At 68.4% G+C, this 11,968-nt stretch carries 9 protein-coding genes; 6 read left to right on the top strand and 3 right to left on the bottom strand.

The genetic code is table 11. The annotated features are described in order from the left end of the window. Nucleotides 1-124 precede the first annotated feature (124 nt). Together AB1L88_RS02570 and AB1L88_RS02565 are read right to left on the bottom strand one after the other, a co-directional pair. Nucleotides 125-883 (bottom strand): DUF4058 family protein, encoded by a 759-nt coding sequence (locus AB1L88_RS02570; RefSeq protein ID WP_367095068.1) that lies wholly within the window; start codon nucleotides 881-883, stop codon nucleotides 125-127. A gap of 85 nt (nucleotides 884-968) precedes the next feature. Beyond that, nucleotides 969-3,638 carry a bifunctional YncE family protein/alkaline phosphatase family protein gene (locus tag AB1L88_RS02565; protein ID WP_367095067.1) on the bottom strand — a complete coding sequence of 890 codons (2,670 nt, stop codon included), beginning with the start codon at nucleotides 3,636-3,638 and terminating at the stop codon, nucleotides 969-971. A 421-nt stretch (nucleotides 3,639-4,059) separates the two neighbouring features. On the opposite strand from AB1L88_RS02565, the gene AB1L88_RS02560 reads away from it, so the two are divergent. From AB1L88_RS02560 to AB1L88_RS02550, 3 genes are all read left to right on the top strand, one after another. Beyond that, nucleotides 4,060-4,410, top strand: coding sequence for a hypothetical protein (locus AB1L88_RS02560; RefSeq protein ID WP_367095066.1), 351 nt, complete (start codon nucleotides 4,060-4,062; stop codon nucleotides 4,408-4,410). A 151-nt stretch (nucleotides 4,411-4,561) separates the two neighbouring features. Continuing rightward, on the top strand, nucleotides 4,562-6,679 hold the full coding sequence (gene glgX, locus AB1L88_RS02555) for a glycogen debranching protein GlgX (RefSeq protein ID WP_367095065.1): 2,118 nt from the start codon (nucleotides 4,562-4,564) through the stop codon (nucleotides 6,677-6,679). A gap of 177 nt (nucleotides 6,680-6,856) precedes the next feature. Beyond that, nucleotides 6,857-7,069: a hypothetical protein gene (locus tag AB1L88_RS02550; protein WP_367095064.1), complete on the top strand. Its 213-nt coding sequence runs from the start codon at nucleotides 6,857-6,859 to the stop codon at nucleotides 7,067-7,069. Between the two features lie 126 nt (nucleotides 7,070-7,195). Here AB1L88_RS02550 and AB1L88_RS02545 read toward each other — a convergent pair whose 3' ends face one another. Further along, nucleotides 7,196-8,257, bottom strand: a complete 1,062-nt coding sequence (locus tag AB1L88_RS02545) for a DUF1559 domain-containing protein (RefSeq protein WP_367095063.1) — start codon at nucleotides 8,255-8,257, stop codon at nucleotides 7,196-7,198. Nucleotides 8,258-8,900: 643 nt separating this feature from the next. Between AB1L88_RS02545 and AB1L88_RS02540 the strand changes: the two genes are divergently transcribed. The 3 genes from AB1L88_RS02540 to AB1L88_RS02530 all read left to right on the top strand — a co-directional run bounded on the left by AB1L88_RS02540 (nucleotide 8,901) and on the right by AB1L88_RS02530 (nucleotide 11,920). Beyond that, nucleotides 8,901-10,223 carry a DUF1501 domain-containing protein gene (locus tag AB1L88_RS02540; RefSeq protein WP_367095062.1) on the top strand — a complete coding sequence of 441 codons (1,323 nt, stop codon included), beginning with the start codon at nucleotides 8,901-8,903 and terminating at the stop codon, nucleotides 10,221-10,223. A gap of 172 nt (nucleotides 10,224-10,395) precedes the next feature. Then, nucleotides 10,396-10,575 (top strand): DUF1328 domain-containing protein, encoded by a 180-nt coding sequence (locus AB1L88_RS02535; RefSeq protein WP_367095061.1) that lies wholly within the window; start codon nucleotides 10,396-10,398, stop codon nucleotides 10,573-10,575. A 124-nt stretch (nucleotides 10,576-10,699) separates the two neighbouring features. Beyond that, complete coding sequence (locus AB1L88_RS02530) at nucleotides 10,700-11,920, top strand: DUF362 domain-containing protein (protein WP_367095060.1); 1,221 nt, start codon at nucleotides 10,700-10,702, stop codon at nucleotides 11,918-11,920. Nucleotides 11,921-11,968 lie beyond the last annotated feature (48 nt).

Raw genomic sequence — 11,968 nt, 5'->3', positions numbered from 1 at the left:
GCGCGAACGCAAGGTGTCCGGTGAGCGGACCTGGCTCGGGTGCGCGGGCGACAGTCTCTCATGTCCGAATCGCTTTCGCAAGTGCCCCAGGTTAACGGAAGGCGGGGGATTGGGGCGGGGCGGGTCAGGCAGAGGATTGAGGGGGGATTGAGGTGATGGCATTGCGCCAGAAGGTAGGGACGGCGTCCCAGGCCCGTTGGTAGGTGGCATCGAGGGGCACGGGGACGTAGATGGCCTCGGAGAGGAACAGGGGCATCTCGGGCAAGGGGCGGCCGACGGCGACGGGTTCGAGGAAGACCTCGCCCACGGGGCCGCCGATGTAGGAGACGCAGGCGAGGGGCTCATCCGCGGTCAGGGGGAAGTCGCCGGGGCTGCCTTCCTCCCAGATCACCTGGTGGATGCCGTGCGGGTCGCGGGGGCCGGGCGGGAAGAGGTCGACGATCAGCAGGTGGATGCCGGCGTGGAGGGCGTCTCTCACCTTGCGGACGAAGGCGTCGATGGCGTACCGGCTGCTCTTGTTGCCCGGTGAGACGAGTTCGACCATGGCCACGACGCGGTGATCGCTCGAATGGCGCACGACCACCGCCTTCGCCTTGCGGGCGAGGAGGTCGTCTTCTCGACCGGCATGAAAGCGGACGCGAGGCGGCCGGGTGGCGAGGGCCAGTCCCCCCTCCTGGCCCGGCTCCGGGAGCGGATCCCGGGGCGTGGGACGCTCCAGGGTGAGGACGTCGGGACCCATGCCCCCGGCAATCTGCTCGGCCATGGCGTAGTAGCCGTCCGGCAGGAGCCCGTCATTCAGGGCTCGCTTGATCGTCGAGATCCATTCGTGGTGGAAGTCGTGGAAGGTTCCCGCCGGGACGCGGGTCCAGTCGTGGATCGGCATGGCGGAAGGGGTCCTCGACACGGCTCGGCAACGGGGAGGGTGAGCGGAGTTCACCCTCCCCCGAGGATACCCGATCGATCAGCGATCAGTCATCGCCGTCCGCGTCGTCCTCGTCTTCATCGTCGTCCTCGTCTTCATCGTCGTCGTCCTCGAACTCGACGTGGATGAGCTTGCGATTCTTGAGGCCGGTGCCGTGGGCGCCGGCGAGGTGGGCGGGATAGGGGGTCTCGGCCCCCTTGGCATAATGCCAGAGGATGCGATTGAGGGTGTCCTCGTCGGCGCGGTCGAAGAGGGAGAAGTCCTGGGCGAGGCTGGCCTCGGCCCAGACCCGCTGGCCGGGGGGGAGCTGGCTGACGGGCTTGTTCAGCTCGTCGAGCGGGATGGTGACGGGGAGCGCGGTGTAGGGGGTGAGGTCGGGCTCGTCGGTGAAGCACTCGGTCATCAGGGGGGACATGGCGTCCATCTGATTCATGGGGGGCAGGCCGAGGATGCGCTCCATGGTGTGCAGGACGGAGGTCTGGTTGTAGAACTCGCTGACGACGGCCCCTCGCCTGGTGTAGGGGGAGGCGACGAGGCAGAGCGATCGGTGGCCGTCGATGTGATCGAAGCCGTTCTGCGGGTCGTCTTCGATCACGAAGACACACGTCTTCGGCCAGAAGCGGCTGGCGCTGATCCCCTCGACGATCCGGCCGAGGGCCAGGTCGTTGTCGGCCATGTGGGCGTTCGGTGTGGGCATGCCGGGGGTGGTGCCCGAGCCGTGATCCTGGGGCAGGAAGATCATCACGAAGTTGGGGAAGTCGCCGTTTTCCTCGAACTCGGCCAGCTCCTTGAGGAAGCGGTCGGCGCGGAGGACTTCGGGGATCTTCATGTTCCAGCCGGGGAAGCTGGGGCTGGAATAGCGGCGGAGGGTGTCGATCCCGATGTTCTGGGTGAACGTGATCTCGTTCGCGCCGTTGAGGAAGTCCTCATAGATCTGCGTGAAGGTGGCGTCGGCCGGGACGGGCTCGGCGTAGTCCATCTCGCCGTAGTTGCGGAAGGTCAGGCCGCGCAGCAGGACGTTGTCCCAGATGAACCCGGTCGAGGCGTAGGTGATCGGGTCGTCGCCGAAGGTGTAGCTGCGGGTGAAGCCGCCGAAGGCCTTCTCGAGGTGGTCGGTCACGTACCCCTCGGTCGACCAGGAGTGGCCGTCGGCCGAGAGGACGCCGTTGCAGTAGAAGTTGTCGAGCAGGGCGAACTGCTCGGCCAGGGCGTGGTGATTGGGCGTGACCTCGCGGCCGAAGATGCAGAGGTTCGGGTCCCCTTCCCCCTGGGGGAGGTCGCCGAAGACCTGATCATACGTGCGATTTTCCTTGATGATGTAGACGACGTGCTCGAAGACCGAGGGCTCTCCCAGCCGCTCGGGGACCGGGCGGGGGGCGACGTCGGCCCGGACCTGCTCGCGTTCCCAGGCGCGGAGGGTCTGGGGGACTCGGGCGTCTTCGAGGACCTGCGCGGTCCACTCGGCCAGGGTGGCATCGTCGGCCGGCTCGACCTTCTGAACGGTGCCGAGGTAGGCGTAGACCGATCGGCCTTTCGCCGGGTCTTCCGGCTCGCTGCGGGAGCCGAGCCCCTTGACGTTGGCGATGAACAACGAGCCGTCGGGGCCGAGTGCCAGGCCGCCGGGGTACCAGGCCGCCGGGATGAAGCCGAGCACCTCGCCGCCGGTCCGCTCGCCATTCAAGGAGACGACGGCCACGGCGTTGTTGCCGCCGTTGGCGACGTAGAGCGTCCGGCCGTCTGCGGAGAGGGCCAAGGCGTTCGAGGCGCTGCCGAAGGGCAAGGTGGGGTCGGGGCGGACGAGGATCTCGCCGACCTCGGCGAAGGCGCCGTCCGAGACGTCGAGGATGCCGACGGTGTCGGAATTGGCATTGGCGACGTAGAGGCGGCCGGCCTCGGGGTCGAGGACGAGGTCGCTCGGGTGCAGGCCGGTGGCGACCTCGACGGTCATGGCCCCTTGTTCCAGGTCGACCTTGCCCACGGTCCCGCTCTTGGCGACGCCGCGGTCGTCGACGAGCACGGGGGTGCCGGACGACGGGGCGGTCAGTTCGCCATCAACCGGGCGTCGGCCCCCCCAGTTGGAGACATAGAGGGCCGTGCCGCCGGGATCGAGCTGGACGTCGAAGGGGGCGACGCCGACGGGGATCTCGCGGACGATCTCGCCGCTGGCCAGGTCGACCTGGCCGACCGCGTTGTTGCGGGAGAGGGCGACGTAGGCAATCGTCTCGTCGTCGTTCAGGGCGATCCCGCAGGCGTGCGAAGGGCCCTCGCCGTCGGGACCGGGCAGGGCGATGGTGCGCGACCAGGCGAAGGAGCCGTCGTCGGCCAGGGTGGCTTCATAAAGGTGGCTTTGCGCCGAGGTGGCCCAGAATCGTCGGCCGTCCCGGGAGATGGCGATGCCGTGCATCGAGCCGCCGCCGTCGGGGAAGCGGAGTTGCTGGCTGATCTGCCAGGTCCGGGCGTCGATGACCAGCACGCCGCGGTTGTCCTTGGCGACGACCCGGGAGCCGTCGGGCGAGACGGCCACGTCGACCGGCCGGCCGGGATACTCGACCGACTCCCCGGCGGGCCGGATCCGCTGCCGGGTCGTGACCAGGGTGGCGCCGGAGGCGTCGTCTTGCCCGACCCTCGGGGTCGGGTCCTGGGCACTCGCCCAGGACGGGGGGAGGAGGCAGGCCGCCAGGACGGCCAGACCGATCAGTGAGCATGGACGGGACACGAGCAATCCCCTCGGGGTGAAGACGTTTGAGGACGAGGTGGGCCCACTCCGAGCCCGCCGCGAGCACCCCCCGGGACCCCTGGACCAGAGGGTCGACCGGGGACGCCGGGCCACATTCTGCCACGCCAGGCCACGCATTGCTCCGGATTTCTTCTCGTCCCGCACGGGCGAGGTTCGGGATCCGGGGAGCTGGCGCCCGGCTCCCGGCGAGGCCCGATGCCGGAAGGTCGGCGTGGGGGGCCCGACCGACGCGATCGGAACGCATTTCGATCGAAAAGGACCCACCGGGGCACGCGCCGGGTGCTACGGTTTGGGGAGAGCCAATCGGGGCGAGTCGGGCCCCGCATACTGATTCGATCGGCCTGGCCGTGTGAGGAGGGACGGCGCCGCTCAGGGTCTTGACTGATCGGGGAGTCTTCGGATGATGCAGCGAGCCCCCCTGCTCCGCCGTGCCATCGGCCCGGCCGCGTTGCTGTTGCTATTGCTGCTGCTCGGGCTGACGCCCGGGGCCTTCGGGCAGTCGTCGCCGAGCGCGAGCTTCCGCAGCGGGTTCTTCGGGCCGTTCGACGGCTACGGGGCGATCTGGGCCTATCCGTCCGACTTCAGCAACGGGCCGTCGCCGTATTACTCGCCGATCTTCAATTCGATGGCCGCCAGCCGCCCGTCGCCGACCCTGGAACCGAGCCCCTATTACCGATCGCCGTTGGATCTGCTCCGGTTCAATCGGCCCGAATCGCCCAGGCGGTTCGGTCGGATCTTCGGCAAGCGGTGATCGGCCAGGAAAGGCCGGAATCGCTCGTCCGCGGGGGGGCCGTTGACCGATCGAGGGGGGGGACGTACTGTTCTGCGTCGGTCTGAGAAAAGGGCCTGGGCGATCGCGCCGCGCCCGGACCGAGGGCTCGAAGGAGAGGTTTGCCCGCACCATGGCCACGATGATCGACCACGGCCCGGTCCGCAACGGGACGCTCGGCTCCTACCGTTATCGAGAGCACGAGCTGACCGTGACCCGAGGAGAGCCCCTGCCCCTGGGCGCCAACCGCACGCAAGGGGGCGTGAATTTCGTCTTGATCTGCCGGCACGCGCACTCGGTCAGCCTGGTGCTCTGCGAGATCTGCAACGGTTCGATCCTGGCGGAGATCCCGCTCGACCCGAGGCTGAACCGGACGGGGGACCACTGGCACGTCCGGGTCGAGGGCCTCAACGGCGACTTCTGCTACGGCTATCGGGTCGACGGCCCGAAGGGCGGCCCGCACCGCTACGACCCGTCGAAGATCCTGATCGACCCGGCCTGCCGGGCGCTCTCGTGCGGCACGGCCTGGGGCCAGACCGGCACCACGCCCCGGCTGAGCCTGACGATGCCGTCGGACTACGACCGGATCAACGACCTGCACCCGCGCATCCCGCTCGAAGACTCGATCCTCTACGAGCTGCACGTGCGAGGCTTCACGGCGAATCCGAATTCGGGGGCCCGCCACCCGGGCACCTTCGCCGCCCTGTCGGAGAAGATCGCGTACCTGAAGGACCTGGGGATCACCGGGGTCGAGCTACTGCCGATCGACGAGTTCGACGAGAACGATTGCCCCTTCGTCAATCCGTACACCGGCCAGCGGAACCGCAATTTCTGGGGATACAACACCATCGCCTACGCCGCGCCGAAGGCGGCGTATGCCAGCAACCCGGAGCGGACCGCCCCCTGGGAGGAATTCCGCCGGATGGTCCGCGCCTTCCACGACGCCGGGCTCGAGGTGGTGCTCGACGTCGTCTTCAACCACACGGCCGAGGGGGGCGAGGGCGGCCCGACCTACAGCTTCCGGGGGCTGGACAACGAGCTGTACTACCTGGTCGACGAGCAGGGGCGCTATCACAACTTCACCGGTTGCGGCAACACGGTCAACAGCAATCACCCGGTGGTGCGCAACCTGATCCTCGCCTGCCTGCGGAACCTGGTGGCCGAGTCGCACGTCGACGGCTTCCGGTTCGACCTGGCGTCGGTCCTCGGGCGCGACAAGAAGGGGAACGTGCTGATCGAGCCGCCGGTGGTGGAGATGATCAGCGAGGACCCGTTGCTCCGCGACACGAAGCTGATCGCCGAGCCGTGGGACGCGGCCGGGTTGTACCAGGTCGGCAGCTTCCCGGGCGGGGCGCGCTGGTCGGAGTGGAACGGCCACTACCGCGACGACGTGCGGCGCTTCTGGAAGGGGGACTGCGGCCAGGTGGACCTGCTCGCCACCCGGCTCTGCGGCAGCCAGGACCTGTACGCCGACCGCGGCCCGTTGCACTCGGTGAACCTGATCACCTGCCACGACGGCTTCACGCTGCACGACCTCGTCTCGTACAACCAGAAGCACAACCTGGCCAACGGCGAGGACAACCGCGACGGCCACAACGACAACGCCTCGTGGAACTGCGGCGCCGAGGGGCCGACGGAGGATTCGGCCGTGTTGTCGCTGCGGGCCCGCCAGGCCCGCAACCTGATCGCCACGTTGATGGTGAGCCAGGGGGTGCCGATGATCCTGGGGGGGGACGAGTTCCTCCGGACCCAGGGGGGGAACAACAACGCCTGGTGCCAGGACAACGAGACGAGCTGGGTCGACTGGTCGTTGCTGGAGGAGCACGCCGACTTCCACCGGTTCGTCAAGCAGATGATCGCCCTGCGGAAGCGGCACCCGGCCCTGCGGCGTCGGACCTTCCTGAAGCGGGCGGCCGGGTTCCCGCCCGACGTCGTCTGGCACGGGGTCCGGCCCGGCGAGCCCGACTTCGGCTACGACAGCCACACGCTCGCCCTGGCCCTCGACGGCCGCCGCTGCGACCGTCCGGGCGTGATCGACCGCGACATCTACATCGCGTTCAACGCCTACTGGCAGCCACTCTCGTTCACGATCCCGGCCTCCCCCTCGGGCCGTCCCTGGCGGCGGGCCGTGGACACCTCGCTCCCCTCGCCCGACGACGCGGTGGGCCTGGATGAAGGGCCGATCGTCCCCATCATGAAGCCGTACCGCGTGACGGGCCGGTCGATGGTGATCCTCGTCTCGGAGGAGTGAGCGGTCGAGCGGCGGCGACGCCCGGGGATGGGCGGTTTCGAATGAACTGATGTGGGCGCTCGGTGATTGATCCGGGCGGGCCGGGCGGCTAAGGTGAATCGCTCAACGGGAACCCCGGGGCGAGATCCGGTCGCCCGGTTTTTTTTCGGGATGAACCTCCAAGGGAGACACCCTTCGATGACTGAGTTGAAGAACCTGCGGACCTGGGTCGGCGCCCTGGTCGTCGGCGGCTGTGTGGCCCTCGTCGGCGGCTGCGGCGGCGGCGGCGGCGAGGCCGACGAGGCTCCTCCCGAGCCGGCGACCGTCGAGGAAGCCAAGAGCGCGACGATCGACGTGATGGAAGGGATGCCCAAGGACATGCAATCGCCGGGCGTCGCGCCCGTGCGCTGATGAGCGTTGGGCAGAGGTCGGAAACGCACACGAGCCGCCCCCGGGACGCATGGTCCCGGGGCGGCTCGTGGCGGTCTTGGACCGAAGCGTGTTCACTTCAGGCCGAAGGGGCGATGCCGGGTCGGCTTACCACTGGTCGGCCGAGACGACCTCGCCGCCGTCCCGGGTGCCGAGGGCGAGCCAGATGTCCTGGTTGATCGTGTCCTTGATGAAGCGGACCGAGCCGTCGGCCAGCATCACGTTCACGCCGCCGGGGTGGTTGCTGCGCGGGGTGAAGAAGCCGTAGCCGGTGGAGACGCCGCCCCAGGGGGAGCAGTCGCTGTGCTGGCTGTTGGGGGTCAGGTTGAAGTTGAAGACGGTCTGGTTGTAGTTCGCGGAGGCCCAGTGGAAGCCGGACCAGTCGAACGTCGAGTTCGGGTTGGCGATCGCGAACTGGTTGCACTGCTCGATGGCGGTGGGCAGGGCCTGGCGGTCGGCCGGGTTCTGCATCACGAAGGTCGGGAAGTTGGTGTGGATGGGCACGGCGTTGAAGATGTCGCTGCGCGTGCGCTTGACCTGGTCGCCGTCGCCCCGGAGCCGCTCGGCGATGGCGATGGTGTTGGTCGTGCCGTCGCGGATCGCCCCGATGGTGGCGCTGTACTGGCCGCTGGTCGGCCGGCCGAGGGCACCGTGGCCCGACGGGCGGCTCCACCAGTCGAAGTTCGTGCCGTTGGAGAGCAGGTAGTTGTTGCGGCCCCGGCCCTCGTCGCTCGGGCAGAGGAAGGTGTTGATGACCGCGGACACGCCGGTCAACTGGATCGGGTCGACCGGGGTCGGGAACCCGGTGAACGGGTGGAAGCCCCAGTCGAAGTTGAGCGTGTTCTGGATGGCCGTCTGCTCCATGTAGGGGAGCATCAGGGCGTGACCGCTGAAGTTCGACCACTCGTGCTGCGCGGGGAAGTCGTCGAACTTGTACATGGTGACCCCCTGCGTCCAGGGGAAGCACTGATTGGCGGAATGATAATTGTGGATGGCGAGGCCGAACTGCTTGAGATTATTCGAGCATTGCGCCCGGCGAGCCGCTTCTCGGGCCGCCTGGACCGCGGGAAGAAGTAGGGCAATCAGGACGCCGATGATTGCAATCACCACCAGCAATTCAATCAACGTGAAACCCCTCGCGGGTTTCGAGACCGACTTGGAGTGATGCATTTATCCCCCCTTGAGATTGTTTTCGAGACCCCATTCGAAACACGGCCATCCACATGAATCGGCACAGAACACCGACTGAGAAGATGAGGCTTGTGGATTCCCGTGTATAAGTCACTACATCACGCCTCGCTCACGTCCGCAAGGAGAAATTTGTCAACACTCCGTGCGAGCGTCAAGGCGTGGCGGGGTGGATCGGATCGGGGCGGCGGGCCGGGGGGGCCCGCGCGGCTTCGCGGGCTGCGACGCTCGAAGGGGTGACGCGATAAGGGGGTTGAGGCGTTTCCAGGTCGCCGGGAGGCCCGCGGCGTGCGCGATCGACTCGGCGGAAACGCGGGCGTGAAGATCCGAGGAAAATTGGACACAAATTTTCGGAATAAATTTGAAACCAGCGGGGCAGTCCGCCCCGAACGGGGAGGATCGTCGTGCAGTCACACCGTTGATTCGCCCGGGAAACGCGGCGGAAAAGCCTTGCATGGACACCCCGGGGACCTCATGTTACAGTGAAGTTCTTCCGAAGTTGAGCGATGGTTGAACATCTGCGAGGCTCCATCGGCTCAAACGTAAGAGGGGTGTCGTGGTGCTGAGTTTTCAAGATTCTGGTGGGCGAGTCCCTGCGCCGTGCTCGGGCCCGAACCGTCGCGAGGTGTTGCGGGCGGGGGCGTTGGCGCTGGGCGGGCTGTCTCTGCCGGCGTTCTTCCGGGCCCGATCGGCCGCGGCGGCATCGCCCGCCCGGACGACCACGGGCCGGGCGAAGGCGTGCATCCTGGTCTTCGCCTGGGGGGGCCCGAGCCAGCTGGAGACGCTCGACCTGAAGCCCGAGGCCCCGGACGAGATCCGGGGCGAGTTCCGGCCGATCGCCACGTCGGTGCCGGGCATCCAGATCAGCGAGCACTTCCCGATGCTGGCCGAGCGGATGGATCGCCTGGCGATCATCCGGTCGATGACGCACGACGACGCGGCCCACCTGTCGAGCGTGCATCACCAGCAGACCGGGCACCTGGCCCCCCGGCCGAAGTCGGACGCCGACGGCCCGTCGCCGGCCGACTGGCCGCACCTGGGATCGTTGATCGCCCGGGTCCAGCCGCGGTCGGGCTCCCTGCCGGCGTCGGTTATCATGCCCTGGACGGTCGCGCACCCGGCGGCCCCGGGCGGCAAGGCCCCGGGGCAGCACGGCGGCTGGCTCGGCAAGGCCTACGACCCCTTCCTCCTGCCCGGCGACCCGAACGCCGACGGGTTCCGCGTCGAGGGGCTCGACCTGCCCGAGGGCCTGGCCCCGGAGCGGCTCCAGTCGCGTCGGGGCTTGCTGTCGAGCGTCGATCGCGGGGCCGCCGGGCCCCCGGCCTGGAATGGGATTCAGGCCCGGGCGTTCGACGCCCTGCTCTCGGCCGAGGCCCGGGGCGCCTTCCAGATCGACCGCGAGGACCCGACGACCCGCGACCGCTACGGGCGGCACATCCACGGCCAGTGCCTCTTGATGGCCCGCCGGCTGGTCGAGTCCGGCGTCCCCCTGGTGACGGTCAACTGGCACGACGACCGGCAGAACTACTGGGACACGCACGTCGACAACTTCAACCACCTGAAGAACCGCCTGATGCCCCCGACCGACCGCGGCCTGTCGGCCCTGCTCGACGACCTGGCGGCGCGGGGCATGCTCGACGAAACCCTGGTCGTCTGGGTCGGCGAGTTCGGCCGCAACCCCCGCATCACCCGCGCCAACGCCGGCCGAGAGCACTGGCCCCGCTGCTACTCGGCCCTGCTGGCCGGCGGCGGCGTGCAGGGGGGCCTCATCCACGGCTCGTCCGACCGCTGGGCCGCCTACCCCGCCTCCGACCCGGTCGGCCCGGCCGACCTGGCCGCGACGATCCTCCACGCCCTGGGCATCGACCCGGGGACCGAAGTGGTCGACCCCGTCGGGCGCCCGATGCCCATCAATCGCGGGGCCCCCGTCACCGCGATCCTGGCGTGAGATGGCCCGGATTGCGCGATTCGCCACCCCCCCCCCCCCGGAATGCGGGTTTCGGCATGGCTTTTGCATCGGTGTTGCTCCCTCGTACGGGAGATGTGTTTCACGCGCGAACGCGTTGAACCGTCTTGAACCGGTCACGATTTTTCGATATGATTGATGGGAGCAACGGGTCATGACTCTTCTCAAGTGGGCATTGGTGGCGCTGGTCGTCGCGGTGATCGCCGGGATTCTTGGGTTCAGTGGCGTGGCCGAAGGGGCCGCGACTGTCGCTAAGGTACTGGTGGGGATCTTCCTGGTCCTCGCGTTGATCCTGGGGGTCCTGGGCGTCACCGTCTACAAGAAAGTGACCTGATCGGCCCGGGGCCGGCCGCATCGAATCCGAGCGAGCACGCGGGCCCCGATCCCGGCGCGAACGATCCGATTCGGGCCGGGATCGAGGCCGATTTCCCCACCCCTGCCCTGGAGGGTTCCCGACCATGCGACCGCGACGACCTCGACCGTGTTCCCGGGGATCAGCGGCGGCCGGCGGCGGCCTGGATCGTCGGGCCTTCCTGGCGGCCTCGGCCGCCGGGGCCACCCTGATCGGCGGCGGTGCCGGCCCGATCGGGGCCGGGGCGTCGGCGGCGGCCCCCGGCGCGAAGGTGCTGGGCGAGGGGCACCGCTTCCCCGGGGCCCATCCGGGTCGGGTGGTGGAGGTGAAGGACCCGGCCGCGGTCATCGACGGCGAGCCGGTGATCGACGCCGTCCGCATCATGATGGCCAAAGGTATGACCGGCTTGACGGGCATCGACGAGCCGGTCGAGGCCTGGCGCTCGATGTTCGAGCCGGGCGACGTGGTCGGCATCAAGGTCAACCCCGTCGGCCAGCCGCACGCGATCAGCAACCACGCGACGGTCCACGCGATCGTCGAGGGGCTGGAATCGGCCGGCATCCCCCGGCGCGACATCGTCATCTTCGACCGCTACAAGGACCAGTTCATCCAGGCCGGCTACCTGGAGAACCTGCCCGACGGCTGCCGGTGGGACTGGGCCGTCGACTCGTACGACGAGGCGCAGCTCGACATCGCCCGGTACGACCCCGACGTCTTCGCCACGCTCGACATCGTGCACGCCCGGCCCGGCATCCACGACCCGAAGGATGATCGCACGCGCCGATCGCACGTGGCGAAGGTCGTGTCGAAAAAAATCAACAAGATGATCTGCATCCCTGTGCTGAAAGACCACGGCTCGGGCGGGGTGACGCTGGCGCTCAAGAACATGAGCCACGGCCTGGTGAACAACGTCTCGCGGAGCCACGGCACGCACGACACGAATACGTGCAATCTGTTCATCCCTGCGATCTGCTCGCTGCCGGCGATCCAGGAGAAGGGTGTCTTGCAGATCCTCGACGGCCTGAACGCCGTCTATCACCGAGGTCCAGGCGCCGTCAAGCGTTACGTCTGGTCGTACGGTGCCCTGTTCTTCGCGACCGACCCGGTGGCGATGGACCGGGTCTGCGGGGAAATCGTCGACGCCAAGCGCGTGGCCGAGGGGATGCCCCCGGTCGCCGAGACGGGCCGGGCGGGCAAGGATCCGACCGGCACCGAGGCGTTCGACTATCGCCAGCCCCAGCACATTGCCGGGGCCGGTGCGCTCGGCCTGGGCGTTTTCGCCCGGGACGCCATTGACCACCGTGCCTATAATCTCACAGGATCATGAGAAGAATCCGTCATCTGGTTGCTTCTCAACAGGAGGAAGTGTTCGTGC

Origin of the sequence: Tautonia sp. JC769 (genome assembly GCF_040717455.1) — a bacterium.
In the GTDB taxonomy this organism is placed as follows: domain Bacteria; phylum Planctomycetota; class Planctomycetia; order Isosphaerales; family Isosphaeraceae; genus Tautonia.
Note: the sequence above shows the minus strand (reverse complement) of the source record. Positions and strands in the feature narration are given on the sequence as shown.